Annotated in this window: 14 protein-coding genes and 1 pseudogene; 10 read left to right on the plus strand and 5 right to left on the minus strand. The window is 41.4% G+C overall.

Annotation, left to right across the window (positions count from 1 at the left end):
• The first annotated feature begins 23 nt into the window (after positions 1–23).
• Both MHI46_RS03460 and MHI46_RS03465 read left to right on the plus strand, forming a co-directional pair.
• Positions 24–1,193 carry a CamS family sex pheromone protein gene (locus MHI46_RS03460; protein ID WP_228280412.1) on the plus strand — a complete coding sequence of 390 codons (1,170 nt, stop codon included), beginning with the start codon at positions 24–26 and terminating at the stop codon, positions 1,191–1,193.
• A gap of 128 nt (positions 1,194–1,321) precedes the next feature.
• Complete coding sequence (locus tag MHI46_RS03465; protein WP_064497688.1) at positions 1,322–2,329, plus strand: phosphotransferase; 1,008 nt, start codon at positions 1,322–1,324, stop codon at positions 2,327–2,329.
• A 44-nt stretch (positions 2,330–2,373) separates the two neighbouring features.
• Here MHI46_RS03465 and MHI46_RS03470 read toward each other — a convergent pair whose 3' ends face one another.
• Both MHI46_RS03470 and putP read right to left on the minus strand, forming a co-directional pair.
• Entirely contained in the window at positions 2,374–3,072 is a 699-nt protein-coding gene (locus tag MHI46_RS03470) for an MgtC/SapB family protein (protein ID WP_169510856.1), read from the minus strand.
• 161 nt (positions 3,073–3,233) lie between these two features.
• On the minus strand, positions 3,234–4,715 hold the full coding sequence (gene putP / locus MHI46_RS03475; protein WP_342503108.1) for a sodium/proline symporter PutP: 1,482 nt from the start codon (positions 4,713–4,715) through the stop codon (positions 3,234–3,236).
• A gap of 422 nt (positions 4,716–5,137) precedes the next feature.
• On the opposite strand from putP, the gene gatC reads away from it, so the two are divergent.
• From gatC to gatB, 3 genes are read left to right on the plus strand one after another with little or no spacing between them, the layout of a single operon-like run.
• Positions 5,138–5,428, plus strand: coding sequence for an Asp-tRNA(Asn)/Glu-tRNA(Gln) amidotransferase subunit GatC (gatC, locus tag MHI46_RS03480; protein ID WP_024424549.1), 291 nt, complete (start codon positions 5,138–5,140; stop codon positions 5,426–5,428).
• Between the two features lie 14 nt (positions 5,429–5,442).
• The gene (gene gatA, locus MHI46_RS03485; RefSeq protein WP_041087117.1) at positions 5,443–6,900 is read left to right on the plus strand and encodes an Asp-tRNA(Asn)/Glu-tRNA(Gln) amidotransferase subunit GatA; all 1,458 of its coding nucleotides are present in this window, start codon (positions 5,443–5,445) and stop codon (positions 6,898–6,900) included.
• A gap of 13 nt (positions 6,901–6,913) precedes the next feature.
• Positions 6,914–8,344 (plus strand): Asp-tRNA(Asn)/Glu-tRNA(Gln) amidotransferase subunit GatB, encoded by a 1,431-nt coding sequence (gatB, locus tag MHI46_RS03490; RefSeq protein ID WP_059374649.1) that lies wholly within the window; start codon positions 6,914–6,916, stop codon positions 8,342–8,344.
• 180 nt (positions 8,345–8,524) lie between these two features.
• Here the strand turns inward: gatB and MHI46_RS03495 are convergent, their stop codons facing one another.
• Entirely contained in the window at positions 8,525–9,370 is an 846-nt protein-coding gene (locus tag MHI46_RS03495; RefSeq protein ID WP_039176996.1) for a TetR/AcrR family transcriptional regulator, read from the minus strand.
• Between the two features lie 131 nt (positions 9,371–9,501).
• Between MHI46_RS03495 and MHI46_RS03500 the strand changes: the two genes are divergently transcribed.
• Complete coding sequence (locus MHI46_RS03500) at positions 9,502–12,711, plus strand: efflux RND transporter permease subunit (protein ID WP_064497691.1); 3,210 nt, start codon at positions 9,502–9,504, stop codon at positions 12,709–12,711.
• 32 nt (positions 12,712–12,743) lie between these two features.
• Here the strand turns inward: MHI46_RS03500 and MHI46_RS03505 are convergent, their stop codons facing one another.
• Positions 12,744–13,697 (minus strand): nucleoside hydrolase, encoded by a 954-nt coding sequence (locus MHI46_RS03505; protein WP_342503109.1) that lies wholly within the window; start codon positions 13,695–13,697, stop codon positions 12,744–12,746.
• 181 nt (positions 13,698–13,878) lie between these two features.
• Between MHI46_RS03505 and MHI46_RS03510 the strand changes: the two genes are divergently transcribed.
• The 4 genes and pseudogenes from MHI46_RS03510 to MHI46_RS03525 form a co-directional block, all read left to right on the plus strand.
• Positions 13,879–14,787, plus strand: coding sequence for a diacylglycerol kinase (locus tag MHI46_RS03510; protein WP_039177003.1), 909 nt, complete (start codon positions 13,879–13,881; stop codon positions 14,785–14,787).
• Between the two features lie 61 nt (positions 14,788–14,848).
• Positions 14,849–16,225, plus strand: coding sequence for a 23S rRNA (uracil(1939)-C(5))-methyltransferase RlmD (gene rlmD, locus MHI46_RS03515; RefSeq protein ID WP_064497771.1), 1,377 nt, complete (start codon positions 14,849–14,851; stop codon positions 16,223–16,225).
• Positions 16,226–16,479: 254 nt separating this feature from the next.
• Positions 16,480–17,454, plus strand: a complete 975-nt coding sequence (locus MHI46_RS03520) for a tRNA-dihydrouridine synthase (protein WP_017366774.1) — start codon at positions 16,480–16,482, stop codon at positions 17,452–17,454.
• Positions 17,455–17,562: 108 nt separating this feature from the next.
• A pseudogene (locus tag MHI46_RS03525) lies at positions 17,563–18,012 on the plus strand (SMI1/KNR4 family protein); the annotation flags it as partial.
• Between the two features lie 135 nt (positions 18,013–18,147).
• Here the strand turns inward: MHI46_RS03525 and MHI46_RS03530 are convergent.
• Positions 18,148–18,912, minus strand: a complete 765-nt coding sequence (locus tag MHI46_RS03530) for a MurR/RpiR family transcriptional regulator (protein ID WP_059376692.1) — start codon at positions 18,910–18,912, stop codon at positions 18,148–18,150.
• Positions 18,913–19,002: the final 90 nt, after the last annotated feature.

The raw sequence follows: 19,002 nt of genomic DNA on the forward strand, positions 1-19,002 counted from the left end.
AAAAGTTGTTATTGCTGCTGACAATGCTCACACTGGTATTGTCAGCGTGTGCACCTTTTGGGGGAAAGGAAGAGGAAGAGGTCACACAAAAAACGGATGAAACGAAGGAAACAAAGGAAACAGCCATCATCCCGATGTACAATATCTCAGACTCCTATTACAAAATGGTGCTGCCGTTTAAACAAGGAGCTGCTAGAGGTCTAACAGCGGAGCGTCTCAATACACGCTTGGACATTGATGAATTTGAAACAGGACTCATGCGACTTGCAACAGAGTCATTTAATACAAACGACTATCTTTTCCAAGAAGGACAGCATTTAGATGAGGACACCGTTCTCAGCTGGCTGGCGCGCAAAAAAACAGGCAGTGATCTGAAAAAGGCAGAAAAAGAAGATAAAGACTTTAAGAATCTGGGCTTAAATCCTGCTCTTCCAAACTCAGGTTCAACAAAGTCTAAAAATGAAAATAGTCCAATTTACTTAGCTTCAATGCTAGAGCATAATTACTTAATCCGAAAAGACAAAAACAGCTTACAGCTTGGCGGAGTTGTCATTGGTCTTGCGCTGAACTCGGTTTATTATTACCGTGAAAAAATCGGTGACCCGCAGCAAGAGGTGACCATCGATTCATCGAAAAATTCAAAGAAACTTTTGGCAGAGGGTGAAAAAATCGCTGAACAAGTGATCAAGCGAATTCGTCAAATGGACGGACTGCAAAAAGTGCCTGTCATGATTGCCCTTTATAAGCAAGCACCAAAATCATCTATCGTTCCAGGTAACTTTATCGCCAAAACAGATGTGAAAGCAGGCTCTGCTGATATCGGAAATTGGGATACGATCAAAGAGGAGAATGTATTCTTCCCTTCAGATAGTGCGAAAAGCAGCTACAAAGATGATTCAGAGCGATTTGACCGCTTCAAGACAAAGGTAGAAGATTACTTCCCGAATTACACTGGTGTTGTAGGAAAAGGCTTTTACAAAAACGGCAACCTGCAAAAAATGAAAATCGAAATTCCAATGCAGTTCTATGGAAAAACGGAAGTCGTAGCCTTCACACAATATTTAACCGGAGAAGTCATGGATTACTACAAGAGTACCAATATTGAAATCAACATCACATCTTCTGATCAACAAGAAGCCCTGATCACGAAAAATGCTGAGGACAAAGAACCGACTGTTCATATATATGACTAAATAAGAGGGATTTCCAAACTCTTGTCAAAATATTAGTAGAAACCAAGAAGAAAGGCAGGTATGTTGATGCTCGTATAATGCTGATTACCGTCAAGAACATTTAAAAAGACGATAAAAGGAGAATCAGCATGCATAAAGAAGTAAAAGCACGATACGATGAACAGAAAGTCTTAAAGAAAGCGGCTCACTTGTATGACTTTCAGCTTGACCAAGTGACATTTCTAGCCGATGCAGAAAATTATGTGTATGAATATAAGGCAATGAATGGGGAGAATTATATATTAAAAATCACCCATACCATTCGTCGCTCACCCACATATATTTTAGGAGAAATGGACTGGCTTCGATTCCTGTCTCATCATGGTATTTCCGTAGCAAAGCCGATTTCATCAGCAAGAGGAAAAGACGTTGAAACCATTCCTGATCAAGCCGGAGGCGCATTTTTACTCCGTGTGTATGAAAAAGCACCGGGGAGAAAAGTGAATGAAGGAGATTGGAATGGGAAGCTGTTTGAAGCGTTAGGGTCCTATACAGGACGAATGCATCAAATAACAAAACAATATCAAGTAAAAGATCCTCTCTATAAGCGTCAAGAGTGGTATGAAGAGGAGCAATTAAAGCTTGATCAATATATTCCATCTGATCAAACGGTTGTGCTTCGAAGAAAAGATGAACTGATGCAAAAGCTTCACCAGCTCCGAATTTCGAAGGATGTGTATGGGCTGGTGCATGCCGATTTGCATCACGGGAACTTTCATTATCATCAAGGAGAGATTATCGCATTCGATTTTGATGATATTGGATATCACTGGTTTATCAATGATATTAGTATTTTGCTATATAATGTTCTTTGGTATCCAGTGATTCCATATGATGATAAAGCTGAATTTACGGCAGAATTTATGAGTCATTTTCTAAAAGGCTATCGACAGGAGAATGAGCTTGATGACGCGTGGCTGGCAACAATCCCTGATTTTCTCATGCTGCGTCATATGCTTATTTATGGGCTTTTACATCAAGCATTTGATCTCCAAACATTGACTTCTGACGAAAAAGCCATGCTGTCATGTTTTCGAAAGGAAATTGAGCAAAAAACACCCATTACTCCTTTTGACTTTCAACAGCTGGCACGATAAAAGAAACCCCTTGCTGTGTTAAACAGCAAGGGGTTTTTTTATGACTACACCGTATCACACTTCACGCCAACGACGCCTTCTAAATCTTTAATATCAAAGTAGACATCGGTTGTATAGCGGTCTTTATGCACACGTACGCGTACTTCCATGATCGGATAGTCTTTTTCTTTTAAATCATCAATTCGTACAGAATGAATGCGAATATTGAGGGCTTTCATTTCTTTTAAAATATCGGTCATGCGGTTTCGATCAGAAAGAGACATTCTGATGCGGATTTCTTTTTCCTGCAGGCGAATCGGTCCGATCCGCTGGAAGAGCCATGGCAGGAATTCGACACTAATCAGAATAAAGAAAAGACTGAGGAAGGCTTCTTTATAAAATCCTGCACCGGTTGCAACCCCAAGTCCTGCTGCTCCCCAGATCATCGCAGAAGTCGTGAGACCTGAGATGACATCATTGCTTTTTCGAAGAATCACACCTGCTCCAATAAAACCAACACCAGATATAATTTGCGCCGGTAACCTGAGTGGGTCCATTTGAAGCTTAGAGACTCGAGGGAAATTGTAGGCTGCATCAATGCTGATGATGGTTAAGACGCAGGAGCTGACAGCAATGACAATACACGTTTTTAAGCCGAGGGGCTTTTTCTTCAGCTCTCGTTCAAGCCCGATAATCAGCCCGATTAAGGTGGCCACGGCTAATTTTAAGACTGTATCCCATTCAATTGTCCAAAACATGCGTATCGCTCCTTTCACTTCATGTACGTTTCACAACATGTATATGATCTTCTCACAGCCCATATGGCTGCACAACTCTTATTTTATTCAGTTTCTGAAGAAAGAAAAGCTTTTTATTTTATTTAAAAAGAGAGTCATCCGCATAGGGCAGATGACTCTTCAATTCTTTATTTTGTTTCTTCCTCAAGATGATCTTCCATTTTGTGAAATAGCTGTTTTGATGCTTTTGACGGCTTACTTGTCAATAAGCTGACAATAATGGCAGCTAATCCACTTAGCGTAAAGCCTGGAATCATTTCATAAATACCTGTGGCATGGTTGAGACCTGTCGTAATCCATGTCAGAACCACAACTGCACCAACGATCATCCCAACTAGGGCACCATGATGATTCATTCGTTTCCAGTATAGGCAAAGCAAGATGACTGGACCGAATGAAGAACCAAATCCTGCCCATGCATAACCGACAAGATCAAGAATGGTGTCACTTGGGTTAAGTGAAAGGCATAAGGCAATCACAGCGACAACGAGTACAGACATCCGGCCAATCATGACAAGCTCTTTGTCTGAAGCTGTTTTTCTAAAGAACGTTCTGTATAAATCCTCTGTCATTGCACTTGCTGTGACAAGCAGCTGAGACGAAATTGAACTCATAATCGCAGCTAAAATCGCAGAAAGTAAAAATCCAGTGATATATGGATGGAACAATACTTTAGAAAAGACGATAAAGATGGTTTCAGGGTCAGCAAGGTTCATGCCCGTTTCATGAACATAGGCAACACCCACTAAACCGACAGACAGTGATCCAATCACTGAAATAATCATCCAGCTCATTCCGATTCGGCGTGCTGGTTTTAAATCTTTAACAGACGTAATGGCCATAAAGCGCACGATAATATGCGGCTGTCCAAAGTAACCTAGTCCCCAAGCGAGGAAGGAAATAATGCCAATGACGCTCGTTCCTCTAAAAATATCTAGCAATTTAGGATCAATCTGTTGAATATCTTGGAATGTAGCAACAGGTCCGCCTAATTGTGTAAAGGCAACGATCGGCACGAGCACTAATGCTAAAAACATGATAGCCCCTTGGACAAAGTCCGTTAAGCTCACTGCCAAAAATCCGCCGAACAATGTATACAAAATGACAATACTTGATGTTAAGATCAGTCCAAACATGTAGTTAGCACCGAATGCTGACTCAAATAAACGTCCGCCTGATACCATCCCAGACGATGTATACAGCGTAAAGAAAATTAAAATGATGACGGCTGAAACAGCTTTTAATAAAGAAGATGATCCTTTGAATCGTTTATCAAAGAAATCAGGAATCGTAATCGCATCATCCGCAATTTCTGTATAAGAACGTAAACGAGGTGCAAGAATGAGGTAGTTCAAGTAAGCACCAACGATTAAACCAATTGCAAGCCAGGCTGTCGATAAACCTGTTTTATACATTTCACCTGGCACACCCATCAGCATCCATCCGCTCATATCCGCAGCACCTGCTGAAAGGGCTGTAACGAATGGACCAAGCCCGCGTCCACCAAGCATATAATCATTTAAATCATGTGTTTTCCTGAATGCATACCAGCCAATGGCAAGCATCCCGATAAAATAAATAGATAAGGAAATTGTAACTTCAATACTCATTTTGTGTTCTCACCTTTTTCGTATTAATTTGACATCACCTCAATCAAAATATACAGAAGTGCGATGGCAGCTTTTTTGTTTGACTGCCTGCTCACTGCTATGGTTACTTAACCTAACAGAGTATTCCCAAGTGATCAACCTGCCTAAACCTCTTCATTTTGAAGAAAAAATGTACCGATCGATGATAAGAATCAATATGTAAGCGATTACAAAAATAATAAAAAGTAAAAATTTTCTGAAAAATAAAAAGTCACCTGATGAATATTTCTTTTATCGATTTGATCATAAAGACGTTTCAAGAGAACGGACCTTTTACCGCACCTGCGTAAAGTTGCTTTAGAACAGTAAAATTTGATATGATAAAGTGTATATGACTTATGATCATGACCACGATCACGCATCATTTTTGGAGGTGAACCTGCATGTCAAGAATTTCAATAGAAGAAGTCAAGCACGTTGCGCATTTAGCAAGGCTTGCGATTACAGAAGAAGAAGCTGAGATGTTTACAGAACAGCTTGATAGCATCATTTCATTTGCAGAGCAGTTAAACGAGGTAGATACGGAAAACGTTGAACCTACTACACACGTATTAAAAATGAAAAACGTCATGAGAGAAGATGTTCCGAATAAAGGTCTTTCCATTGAGGCAGTCGTCAAAAACGCGCCTGATCATAAAGACGGCTATATTCGTGTGCCATCAATTTTGGACTAAAGGAGGCCCGAGACATGTCACTGTTTGATCACAAAATTTCTGAATTAAAAGAGCTTTTACATAAAAAGGAACTGTCTGTTTCTGATTTAGTGGACGAGTCTTATAAACGAATCAATGAAGTAGACGGGAAAGTACAAGCATTCCTTGCACTGGACGAAGAAAAAGCACGTGCGTACGCAAAGGAATTGGACGAGGCAGTTGGTGAAAAGGACGAGCTTGGCCTATTGTTCGGTATGCCGATCGGTGTGAAAGATAACATTGTTACAAAGGATTTGCGTACAACAGCTTCAAGTAAAATCCTGCAAAACTTTGATCCAATTTATGATGCAACCGTTGTGAACCGGCTAAGAGACGCAGAAGCAGTCACAATCGGTAAATTAAATATGGACGAATTCGCAATGGGATCTTCTACGGAGAACTCAGGCTTCAAAGCGACGAAAAACCCGTGGAATTTAAACACCGTTCCAGGCGGATCAAGTGGTGGATCAGCAGCTTCAGTTGCAGCAGGTGAAGTACCGTTCTCACTTGGATCAGATACAGGCGGTTCTATTCGTCAGCCGGCATCTTTCTGCGGAGTTGTAGGTCTTAAACCGACATATGGACGTGTATCCAGATACGGATTAATTGCATTTGCTTCATCATTAGATCAAATTGGTCCGATTACACGCAATGTAGAGGACAACGCTTATGTTCTTCAAGCGATTGCTGGTGTCGATCAAATGGACGCAACAAGTGCAAATGTCGATGTACCAGATTTTCTTTCTTCATTAACTGGCGACATCAAAGGTCTGAAAATCGCTGTGCCGAAAGAATATCTTGGCGAAGGCGTTGGCGAGGAAGCAAAAGAGTCTGTTCTTCAAGCGTTAAAAGTATTAGAAGGACTTGGTGCGACGTGGGAAGAAGTGTCTCTACCGCATTCTAAATATGCGCTTGCGACTTACTACTTACTGTCTTCTTCAGAAGCATCTGCAAACCTTGCACGTTTTGACGGTATCCGCTATGGCTACCGTACAGATAATGCAGACAACCTGATTGATTTATACAAAAATACTCGTTCTGAAGGCTTCGGAGACGAAGTGAAGCGCCGCATCATGCTTGGTACATTCGCGCTAAGCTCAGGATATTACGATGCGTACTATAAAAAAGCGCAAAAAGTCCGTACATTGATCAAAAAAGACTTTGAAGATGTTTTCGAAAAGTATGATGTCATTGTAGGACCGACAACGCCAACTCCTGCATTTAACATTGGTGAAAAGACAAGCGATCCATTGACTATGTACGCAAACGATATTTTAACGATCCCTGTTAACCTTGCAGGCGTTCCAGGAATCAGTGTGCCTTGTGGATTTGCAAATGGCCTTCCGTTAGGACTGCAAATCATCGGTAAGCACTTTGACGAAGGAACAGTGTACCGCGTGGCTCACGCTTTTGAGCAAGCAACAGATCATCATAAAGCAAAACCTGAACTGTAAGGGGTGAATCAGAATGAACTTTGAAACGGTAATTGGACTTGAAGTCCACGTAGAGCTAAAAACACAATCGAAAATTTTCTCAAGCTCGCCGACGCCTTTTGGTGCAGCTGCCAACACGCAAACAAGTGTCATCGACCTTGGATATCCTGGCGTACTGCCTGTACTGAACAAAGAAGCGGTGAACTTTGCGATGAAAGCGGCTATGGCGCTGAACTGTGAAATCGCAACGGATACTAAATTTGACCGTAAAAACTACTTCTATCCTGATAACCCAAAGGCGTATCAAATTTCTCAATTTGATAAACCGATCGGTGAAAACGGCTGGATTGAAATTGAAGTAGAAGGCAAAACAAAACGAATCGGTATTACGCGTCTCCATTTGGAAGAGGATGCAGGGAAACTAACGCACACAGGCGACGGTTACTCACTCGTCGATTTCAACCGTCAAGGAACACCACTTGTTGAAATCGTATCTGAGCCAGACATTCGCACGCCAGAAGAAGCGTATGCTTACTTAGAAAAATTAAAATCCATTATTCAATATACAGGCGTTTCTGACTGTAAGATGGAAGAAGGCTCACTTCGCTGTGATGCCAACATTTCTCTTCGCCCAATCGGCCGTGAAGAGTTTGGTACAAAGACAGAGCTCAAAAACTTAAACTCATTTGCTTTCGTACAAAAAGGCCTTGAATTCGAAGAGAAGCGTCAAGAGCAAGTATTGCTTTCTGGCGGCTTGATCGAGCAGGAAACACGCCGTTATGACGAAGCGTCTAAAAAGACAATTCTCATGCGCGTTAAAGAAGGCTCTGATGATTACCGCTACTTCCCAGAACCGGATTTGGTGGAGCTGTACATTGATGACGAGTGGAAAGAACGCGTAAGAGCATCCATCCCAGAGCTTCCAGACGAGCGCCGCAAACGCTACATCGATGAGCTTGGCCTTCCTGCATACGATGCAATGGTACTCACGCTGACGAAAGAAATGTCTGATTTCTTTGAAGCGACCATTTCAGAAGGTGCAGAGGCGAAGCAAGCATCGAACTGGCTCATGGGTGAAGTATCTGCTTACTTAAACTCTGCTCAAAAAGAGCTGGAAGATACAAAGCTAACGCCGCAAGGGCTGGCTGGTATGATCAAGCTTATTGAAAAAGGAACGATTTCCTCTAAGATTGCGAAAAAGGTATTCAAAGAGCTCATCGAAAATGGGGGAGATGCAGAAACAATCGTCAAAGAAAAAGGACTTGTCCAAATTTCTGACGAAGGTGCACTGCTCAAACTTGTCACAGAAGCACTTGATAACAACCCGCAATCCATTGAAGACTTTAAAAATGGTAAAGACCGCGCGATTGGTTTCTTAGTCGGACAAATCATGAAAGCATCGAAGGGCCAAGCTAACCCACCGATGGTGAACAAGATTCTCCTTGAAGAAATCAAAAAACGCTAAATAGCAAAAAAACCGCCTGATGAAAAAGGCGGTTTTTTTGCTTGAAATGACAGGGTCTTACTATAGATTCGGACCACAGCCGTATATCAATTTAGAGATACTTTTCTTATAATGAAGCATAAGCGAAAGTGCACATTCGAAGGGGGAAAGGTGAGCTAAATCAAAAAACAGCACGTTATGTTACTGAAGAAACAGCCTCAATTGTTCCACTGCTCTTAGAACAGCAGGGTCCTCGCACTTTTCTAAATTCGTCAGCATTCCTTGGATGACTGGCTTACGAGGTTCAGCTTTTGCCAGCTCTTCTTCAATCACTTCAATGGATACAACGGTATCATCAGAAAGCAGATGCTCCAGCTTTAACAAACGAAGCTCCTCTTGAAGGGAAGCAGCACTCGGCGCTTCATCGTCCCAAATGGTTTGCTTCAAAATCGGCTTCGTCTGAGAACGAAGCAATCCTTGAACCAAATCATCAAACCGTTCGAGTATAAAGGATGAGAGCTCATCAAATGATAATTGCATTTGATCCTGTAAAAGCAGAACCTGCACATACGATTGGATAATTCCTTGAATCATGACTGACAGGTCAGTTATATATGGTTCGATCTCCTGTCCATAAGTGGTCAAGATGGAAATTTGAATTTCATCATTCATTTGCTTTTTCACGGTTTTTGAATACTTTTTAATTTGTTGGTTTTCCGGAATAATGTTCTCGCTGAGGATCAGAATGATAAAATCTTTGTTCTCAGCAAAATGCTGAAACTGTTCAGCAATTTGTTTCTGAAAGATCTCTCTCGGCGCGAGATGCTGATTCTCTTTTCGAATCGTTTCGATTGTTTGCATCGAAGTGTCGATATAATATTCAAACGCTCGGTTGAAAAGCTGTTCTTTTGATTTGAAATGTAAATAAAATGCGCCTTTTGATATTCCGCATTCATCTGCAATTTCCTGAATGGTCGTAGAAGAAAAACCCTTTTTCGCAAACAATTGGATGCTTGCTTTAATGATTTTTTCTTTTTTTTCGTTCATGAAATAAGGCCCCTTCAGCTTTAGAATGTTTCGTCAAACGCAAGTGAAATGGTTGACGGCATTGTATATCACCGTTTATTATGATATAGAATGACCAGTCAGTCAATACATAAAGGAAAATGGAGGATATAATGAATTCGATCATCAATTTTGTATTAAAGAATAAGTTCGCTGTATGGCTCATGACGATTATCGTAACAGTTGCTGGTCTATATGCCGGATTGAATATGAAACAAGAATCAATCCCGAATATCAACACTCCAGTCATTACGGTTTCTACAACGTACCCTGGCGCAACGCCGGACGAAGTATCAGATAAGGTGACAGATCCAATTGAAAAGTCAATTCAAAACCTCAATGGGGTCAGCGTAGTCACTTCTAATTCTTTTGAAAATGCATCATCCATTCAAATCGAGTACGATTACAGCAAAGACATGGATGAAGCAAAAAAGGAAATTGAAGATGCGATTAGCAATATTGATTTCCCTGAAAATGCAGAAAAACCTAAAATCGCACGCTTTAGTATTAATGCGATTCCAATCCTAGCCCTTAGTGTCTCAGGTGATAAAGAATCATTACAAGACCTTACACAAAAAGTAGAAAATGACCTCGTTCCTTCACTTCAAGGATTAGACGGCGTCTCTTCTGTGGAAGCTTCAGGACAGCAAATCAAAGAAGTTGAATTTTCGTTTAAAGAAAAGAAACTAAAAGAATACGGTTTAGATGAAGAAACCGTCCAAAACATGATCAAAGGCTCTGATGTGAATGTACCATTAGGTCTATACACATTTGGCAACAAACAAAAATCAGTTGTCGTGGACGGCAATATTTTAAGCGTCAAAGATTTGAAAAACATGCGAATTCCAGTCACACCAAGTGCAGGCGGCGGTGCGGGAAGCGCTGGAGCTGGAGCACCATCTAGCAGCGCAGGTGCGCAAGGTGCCGAGCAGCAGGCGGGAAGTGCAAGTCAGCAGCAAGCAGCAGCACAGCAGCAAACAGGTGCAGCAAGCAGTCAATCTGTAGAGCTGCCAACGATCAAGCTGTCTGAGATTGCAGATATTAAAGTCGTCAAAGAGGCAGAATCGATCTCTAGAACGAATGGGAAAGACAGTATCGGTCTGCAAATTGTCAAAGGCTCTGATGCCAACACAGTGAGTGTTGCAGAAGAAGTGACAAAAGAGCTTGAGAAATTCAAAAAAGACAACAAAGGAATCAAAGTAAGCACCACATATGATCAAGCAGAGCCGATTAAAGAGTCTGTCAGCACAATGCTGAACAAGGCGATCATCGGAGCAATCTTTGCGATCATTATCATTCTCTTGTTCCTGCGAGATATCAAATCAACATTAATCTCGGTCATCTCCATTCCGTTATCTCTGTTGATTGCTGTCTTACTATTAAATCAGCTGGATATCACGCTAAATATCATGACACTTGGTGCCATGACCGTCGCCATCGGGCGTGTTGTCGATGACTCGATAGTGGTCATAGAAAATATCTATCGACGAATGGCGTTAAAGGATGAACCGTTAAAAGGCAAGGCACTAGTCAGAGAAGCCACAAAAGAAATGTTTATCCCAATCATGTCTTCAACGATTGTGACAATTGCGGTATTCTTACCGTTAGCATTAGTAGGTGGAATGATTGGTGAACTATTCATCCCATTTGCCTTAACGATTGTGTTTGCGTTACTTGCTTCACTGCTTGTCGCCATTACAATTGTTCCAATGATGGCACACACTCTATTTAAAAAGAACCTGTACGGCACAGCGAAAAAGGTAAAAGAACATAAACCAAGTAAGCTTGCTGGCGGTTATAGACGTGTACTGAATTGGACACTCAACCATAAATGGATCACATCAGGAATTGCCATTCTTATGCTTGTCGGAAGCTTATTCTTAGCACCACTTGTTGGTGTCAGCTTCTTACCACAGGAAGCAGAGAAAACCGCGATGGTGACATATACACCTGAACCTGGACAAACGAGAGAGCAAGCAATTGATGAAACGAAAAAAGCTGAAGAATATTTGATGAAACGTGACCATGTCAATACAGTTCAGTATTCTCTTGGCTCTTCAAATGCCATGACAGCAAGTGTTGGCGGTAACTCTAACGGTGCATTATTCTTCGTACAATATGACGAGGACACACCGAATTTTGATAAAGAAAAAGATCGTGTAGTCAAAGCCCTGCAAGACAAAGCGTCTAAAGGGGAATGGAAATCACAAGACTTTTCATCTGCTGGCGCCAGCAATACTGTGACGTACTATGTGTACGGTGACAAAGCAAGCGATATTGAAGGCACAGTAAAAGATGTTGAGAACATCTTAAAAGATGAGAAAAACCTGAAAAATGTCAGCACAAGCTTATCTGAGAAATACGACGAATATACGTTTAATGCAGATCAAGAAAAACTGGCGAAACTGGGTCTAACTGCTTCACAAATCGCTCAAGCGATTGCACCTCAAAATAGTGAAACAACACTGACGAAAGTCACAGAGGACGGCAAAGAACTTGATGTGAAGCTTCAAACGGAAAAAGATGAATATAAGAGCAAAAAAGATTTAGAAAATAAAAAGATCACTACACCAACAGGGCAAGAAGTCCGAATTGGTGATGTCGTCAAAGTAAAAGATGGGACGACAGCAAATACGGTGACAAAACGTGATGGAAAAATCTACGCAGAAGTGTCTGGTGACATGACAACAGACGACGTCTCAAGTGTGACACAAGATGTTCAGAAGAAAGTTGACAAGCTTGATCTGAAATCCGGCGTAACGATTGACACAGGCGGCGTAAGTGCGGATATCCAAGAGTCCTTTACACAGCTTGGCCTTGCAATGCTTGCAGCGATTGCCATTGTGTATCTCGTTCTCGTCATCACATTTGGCGGAGGTCTTGCACCATTTGCAATTCTCTTCTCACTTCCATTTACAGTTATTGGCGCTCTCGCTGGATTGTTTATAGCAAAAGAAACCATCAGCTTAAATGCCATGATTGGATTGCTCATGCTGATCGGTATCGTTGTAACAAATGCCATTGTCTTGATTGACCGCGTGATTCATAAAGAACAAGAAGGTCTGTCAACAAGAGAAGCGTTACTTGAAGCAGGTGCAACAAGATTACGTCCAATCTTAATGACGGCACTTGCGACAATTGGTGCACTGCTGCCACTCGCATTAGGATTTGAAGGCGGAAGCCAGATCGTATCAAAAGGACTTGGTGTTACCGTAATTGGCGGTTTAACAAGTTCTACACTTCTCACATTGGTCATCGTTCCAATCGTGTATGAAATGTTAAGCAAGTTTAAACGTAAGAATAAATACGCAGAAGAAGAATAAGAGGAAGCCCCGCTCATTGGCGGGGCTTTTTTTTATTTTGAAATCTGGCAAACAGCTTTTCTCATAAGTTCTTCAAATGCGTGGAAAAAGGCATCGCGATCGACATGGTCAATCACTTGAATTGATTTTCCATCTGGATGTTCTTCTGTCCGTCCTTGCTTTGGCGTCTCGGTATAAACGATCGCATTCACTTCTTTTGAACGGGTAAATGATGTAGAAGCAAGAGTAATTGTTGTCAGCACGTCCCATAAGTAATACGTCGAATTGGTTTCATGATGAATGAGCGGCGGACAAAAGGCGTAGCACTGTCCGATAAAATCTATTCCAATATGAGAACGAAGAGAAGCCCAGCGCTGACGTACATCAAGTGTAAGCGGGACTTGATTTGTACTTTCAAGTGCGACCATTTCAATAGGAAACGGTTCCTGAAAGACAGTGCTCACAGCATAAGGATCCCAAAATGCATTCCATTCTGCTGTCCCGTCATGCTCAGGTTCTTCAACATTGCCTTTTTCAAGGAACGTGCCGCCCATCCACACCAATTTCTCAATTTTGTTAGAGATTGAAGGATCTTCTTCTAAAGCTCGTGCAAGATCTGTGAGCGGACCAGTAAAGAGCAGGGTGACAGGTTCTTTTGCCTTCTTAACTGTTTCAATCAGATGAAGGTGTGCTGGCAGCTTGGACACCTTTGTATCAACATTGCCTTTTTCATTTAAAATTGGCAAAGCATCTACATAGAAAGCATGCATACGCCACTCCTTCGGAAATGGATTGACGCCTCTAGAAGTTGAAGCAGCGACTTCAATTTCATAAGGGCTGAATCGATCAATGATTTTTTGAGATGCACTGAGCGCAGGCTCTAAATAACAATCAGCAGGAATCACAGACATTCCGATGACTTCCAGATGTTCCATTTGAAGGAGAAGAAATAAAGAGACGAGGTCATCAACACCGCCGTCATGATTAAAATAGACAGGCTTTTTCATCGCATATCATCCTTTACAGCGTTTTCTTTTATCTTATCAGAATGCTTTCTTACTGAGGGAAATGTGCTTGGAGATTTTACATATTAGGCGGTTGTTTTGTTGCCATTTTCAAATCTCATAGTATAATTAAAGGTTGTTAGTGGTGAAAATAGATTGCATAATGAATATAGGATGATGATGAATGAAACGTGCTCGAATTATATACAATCCGACATCTGGGCGTGAACTCTTCAAGAAGAATTTACCGCAGGTTTTGCAAAAATTTGAACAAGCTGGCTATGAAACTTCTTGTCATGCGACGACATGTGCAGGAGATGCCACGCAAGCAGCAGAAAAAGCCGCACAGAGAGATTTTGATTTAATTGTAGCAGCAGGTGGAGACGGCACGATCAATGAAGTCGTCAACGGACTAGCACCGCTTGAAAAAAGACCAAAACTAGGAATTATTCCAGTTGGAACGACAAATGATTTCGCAAGAGCACTTGGAATTCCACGAGAAGGTGTTTTGAAAGCGACAGATGCCATTATTGAGGGTGTAGCGAAGCCGCTTGATATCGGTAAAGTCAATGGCCATTATTTTATTAATATTGCTGGCGGCGGCCGGTTAACAGAGCTCACCTATGAGGTGCCTAGTAAACTGAAGACCATGCTTGGACAGCTTGCTTATTATTTAAAAGGCATGGAGATGCTTCCTTCAATCCGCCCGACAGAAGTCGAAATTGAATATGACGGCAAATTGTTTCATGGAGAAATCATGCTGTTCCTTGTTTCACTCACAAACTCAGTAGGCGGCTTTGAAAAACTAGCGCCAGATTCCATTTTAGATGATGGGATGTTTGATCTAATTATTTTAAAGAAGGTCAATTTAGCAGAAGCCATTCGAGTGGTCAGCCTTGCTCTCAGAGGCGAGCATATTCATGATAACAATGTCATCTACGCAAAAGCGAATCGCGTGAAGGTAGATGTAAAAGATAAAATGCAATTGAATTTAGATGGTGAATACGGCGGCATGCTGCCAGGTGAATTTGAAAACCTGTATCGCCATATCGAATTTATTGTGCCAAAAGAAACAGCTGAAAAAATAGGGTGAAGACTGAACTTGGTTCCTTATGGCGGCCAAGTTTTTCTTTGCAAATGAGGTGATAAAATTGGTGAAAATGAAACCGCCTGTTGAAAAGAATGAATACTACAATGTAACCTTCGAAGACTTAACGCATGAAGGTGCAGGTGTAGCGAAAATTGAAGGATTCCCTGTCTTTGTACCGAATGCCCTTCCTGACGAACAAGGGCAAATCAAAGTCACACGAGTCAAAAAAGGATTTGCTTTTGGACGACTCATGGAGCTGACAAAGGAAAGTCAGCACAGGCAAGATGCGCCATGTCCCATTTACAAGCAGTGCGGCGGCTGTCAAATTCAGCATATGAGCTATGAAGGCCAGCTGCTATTTAAACAGAAACAAGTTAAGGACGTTTTAGAGCGGATCGGCAAGCTTGATATGAGCCGTGTAAAAGTTCATCCTGTACTCGGCATGGAAGACCCCTGGAATTACCGAAACAAAGCACAAGTTCCAGTTGGCGAACGCGAAGGCGGACTTGTTGCAGGGTTTTATCAGCAGCGTACCCATGAAATCATTGATATGGAAAAATGTTTGATTCAGCAGTCAGAAAACGACGAAGTGGTACAGGCAGTAAAAGACATATGCAATGCGTTTGGCATCAAAGCATATAACGAAGAGCGGCACAAAGGCTGGCTGCGTCATGTGATGGTTCGCTACGGTATTGCAACAGGTGAAATGATGGTTGTGTTTGTTACTAGAACGGCTGACTTTCCGCAAAAGCAGCAGGTGATTGAGCAGATTATAGCACGCTTCCCACACGTTCGGTCAATTGTACAAAACGTGAATTCAAAGAAAACAAATGTCATTTTCGGAGACGAAACAACCATTTTATGGGGCGAAGAATACATTTATGACACGATTGGCGACATCAAATTTGCCATTTCAGCCCGCTCGTTTTATCAAGTGAACCCAGCCCAAACAAAGGTGCTTTATGACAAAGCGCTTGAATATGCCGAGCTGCAAGGCGAAGAAACTGTTATCGATGCCTACTGCGGAATCGGTACGATTTCCTTATTTCTCGCACAAAAAGCAGGCAGAGTATATGGGGTTGAAATTGTTCCAGAAGCAATTGAAGATGCAAAACGCAATGCTGCCTTAAACGGAATCAATAACGTCGAATTCGCAGTTGGCGAAGCAGAAACCGTCATCCCAAACTGGTACAAAGAAGGCATCAAAGCAGACACCCTCGTCGTCGATCCGCCAAGAAAAGGCTGCGACGAAGCACTGCTTGACACGATTTTAAAAATGAAACCAAACCGTGTTGTTTACGTCTCCTGTAACCCAGGGACGCTTGCTCGTGATTTGCGCATTCTTGAAGATGGCGGGTATGTGACGGAGGAAGTGCTGCCTGTGGATATGTTTCCGCATACCTCACATGTGGAATGTGTAGCAAGTCTTGTGATTAATTAGTAATGTATTGAGACATCCCGATTTCGTGAAAAACATCGATATTGGGGTGTTTTTATTTTTGTATGTTCAATCGGCACTAAAAAATGATATTTGGAAGTGGAATCAATATTTTCCCCCCACAATTCATTACCAAATGACCTTTTTTGCAATTTTGCCCGGTTCATATTAAAGTATATAATGATAAAAATTGCTGAAAGACTTTATAGAAGGACATGCCCTTTAGGCGCTATGTCATGAGAGGAATTGGATGAAAGATGAGTAAAAATTTCTGGCGTGATTTACCACGGCCATTTTTTATATTAGCACCAATGGAAGAAGTGACAGATGTTGTGTTTCGTCATGTTGTGAGTGAGGCGGCGAGACCTGATGTGTTTTTTACAGAGTTTACGAATAGTGAGAGCTATTGCCATCCTGATGGCATTCAAAGTGTGAAGGGGCGTTTAACGTTTACAGAGGATGAGCAGCCGATTGTTGCTCATATTTGGGGAGACAAGCCTGAGAACTTTAGACAAATGAGTATTGGAATGGCGGAATTAGGATTTCAGGGGCTTGATATTAATATGGGCTGTCCTGTTCCAAATGTCACGCAAAACGGGAAGGGCAGTGGCTTGATTCTTCGTCCAGACGTTGCCGCAGAGCTGATTCAAGCGGCAAAAGCTGGGGGATTACCTGTCAGCGTGAAAACAAGACTTGGTTTTACTGAGGTCGACGAATGGCGCGGATGGCTTAGACACATTTTGGAGCAAGATATTGTGAATTTATCAATCCATCTTCGTACAAGAAAGGAAATGAGCCAGGTGGATGCGCATTGGGAGCTCATTCCTGAGATTAAAAAACTTCGTGATGAAGTAGCCCCTGATACTCTTTTGACAATCAATGGTGATATTCCTGATCGTCAAACAGGCTTAAAGCTCGCTGAACAGTATGGAGTGGACGGAGTGATGATTGGGCGCGGGATTTTCCATAACCCATTTGCCTTTGAAAAAGAGCCGAAGGAGCATACAAGTGATGAACTGCTTGGTCTTTTAAGATTACATCTTGATCTCCATGATCAATACTCATCATTAGGCTTGCGTCCATTCAAGGCACTGCACCGTTTCTTTAAGATTTATGTAAAAGGATTCAGAGGAGCGAGTTTCTTAAGAAATCAATTAATGAATACATCATCAACAGATGAAGTGCGTGCCATGCTGGATGAATTTGAAGCGAGAAATCAAGAACAATCATGACCAACAAGAGGAGGGGGCGAACCCTTCTCTTTTTTATTAAATAGGACTATTAAACTAGTTCTCTTAAATGGTAAAATGAGATAGAAATAACAATTGGAGGTATTTTATTTGAAACCATTTTGGGATAAAGACAGTGAAAGCGATGAAACATTTAAGAAAATCAATGAGAAAGGCATTGCAAAAGCGGAAAAGAAGCTAGGCGTCATCTTGCCGGATACATATAAAAAACTGATTCTCGAACAAAATGGCGGGTATACCCTGCATAACGCTTTTCCCACGGACCAACCGAATGGATGGGCAGAGGATCATGTGTCATTTGATCATTTAAGAGGAATTGCCAAGAATGAAGGCATTATGGATAGTGATTATTTAATAGAAGAATGGGAATTGCCTGAGGGACTTGTGCTCATTTGTGGAGATGGTCATACGTGGATTGCATTGGATTACAGAGAAACAAAGGAACATCCGCCGGTTCATTACTTTGATCTAGAATATGAGACGGATTTCAAATTAGCAGATTCGTTTGATGAACTGCTTGCTGGGCATTATACTGCTGAATAGGAAAAGGCAGCCGCAAGTAGATATATTTCATTAAATCCGCTGTTATACAGTGTTTTTTGAGAGAGACAAAAGAGTCTCTCTTTTTTTTGCGAAGCAACATTGAATCTCTCTCCAAAACGGTACCTGTTATGTTTAAGTCCTATTATTCAATTGGTTCACTTTCCACTCACTATATTTTCTGACGATAATATCTGCCACAATGTAAAATGGCAGAAAGCTGGAGTTGTCCACTTTGTTATATAAGTGAAACGGGGTGCTGCTTACATAGATGTTAAACATGGCATTTTGTGCAAGGAGGTTATTCCTTAATGTGGTCATGCTGATAAATTTGATATGTCTCGTTTTCACCAATTGAATGATTTCATCTAAATTCTTCGATTCACCCGATAAAGAAATGATAAATAAAAGGTCATCCTCACCAAATTCAATGATTCCATCTGTTAAGTCCCGCTTGCTTCGTAATACTTGAGATTTTTTATGCAGTGACCATAGCTGCCGCTGTACATCATTGGCCAAATCGAGTTGTGCAGTTCCTGTACCATAAATATAAATATACGGTGCGCGATCTATCAGTTGATTTAATTGATGAAAGTCCAGCTGCTCCATATATTTTCTTGTCTGCCGGATATCTTGATCAAGCAGCTGCATTAAATCTTGTGTTGTCTCTTCAGTGAAAGCATTTAATTTCACATAAGACTTTAAGTCACTATAGCCGTCGAACCCTATTTTCTTAGCAAGCCGATGGATGGATGAGATGGAAGTATGAGCATAACGGGCAAGGTCCTGAATTTTCATTGTCTTCATTTCTTCAAGATGATCATGGATCGTTTTAATAATGTGTAGGTCATTCTTATTTAAATCTTCGAAGTATTCATTAACCAGCTTGTCCAGTATCATGCGATGTGCCCTCCAACATGAAAATATTTTCTTCCTATGAAAATATAATCTAATGTTACAACTTGATTTCTAAATACGTCAAACCTATTG

The organism is Bacillus sp. FSL K6-1000 (genome assembly GCF_038630785.1).
Classification (GTDB): Bacteria; Bacillota; Bacilli; order Bacillales; family Bacillaceae; genus Bacillus; species Bacillus safensis.

Coding starts and splice junctions, on each gene's coding strand:
- MHI46_RS03460 (WP_228280412.1), top strand. CDS start 24: ATGCTCACACTGGTATTGTCAGCGTGTGCACCTTTTGGGGGAAAGGAA.
- MHI46_RS03465 (WP_064497688.1), top strand. CDS start 1,322: ATGCATAAAGAAGTAAAAGCACGATACGATGAACAGAAAGTCTTAAAG.
- putP (WP_342503108.1), bottom strand. CDS start 4,715: ATGAGTATTGAAGTTACAATTTCCTTATCTATTTATTTTATCGGGATG.
- gatC (WP_024424549.1), top strand. CDS start 5,138: ATGTCAAGAATTTCAATAGAAGAAGTCAAGCACGTTGCGCATTTAGCA.
- gatA (WP_041087117.1), top strand. CDS start 5,443: ATGTCACTGTTTGATCACAAAATTTCTGAATTAAAAGAGCTTTTACAT.
- gatB (WP_059374649.1), top strand. CDS start 6,914: ATGAACTTTGAAACGGTAATTGGACTTGAAGTCCACGTAGAGCTAAAA.
- MHI46_RS03495 (WP_039176996.1), bottom strand. CDS start 9,370: ATGAACGAAAAAAAAGAAAAAATCATTAAAGCAAGCATCCAATTGTTT.
- MHI46_RS03500 (WP_064497691.1), top strand. CDS start 9,502: ATGAATTCGATCATCAATTTTGTATTAAAGAATAAGTTCGCTGTATGG.
- MHI46_RS03505 (WP_342503109.1), bottom strand. CDS start 13,697: ATGAAAAAGCCTGTCTATTTTAATCATGACGGCGGTGTTGATGACCTC.
- MHI46_RS03510 (WP_039177003.1), top strand. CDS start 13,879: ATGAAACGTGCTCGAATTATATACAATCCGACATCTGGGCGTGAACTC.
- MHI46_RS03520 (WP_017366774.1), top strand. CDS start 16,480: ATGAGTAAAAATTTCTGGCGTGATTTACCACGGCCATTTTTTATATTA.
- MHI46_RS03530 (WP_059376692.1), bottom strand. CDS start 18,912: ATGATACTGGACAAGCTGGTTAATGAATACTTCGAAGATTTAAATAAG.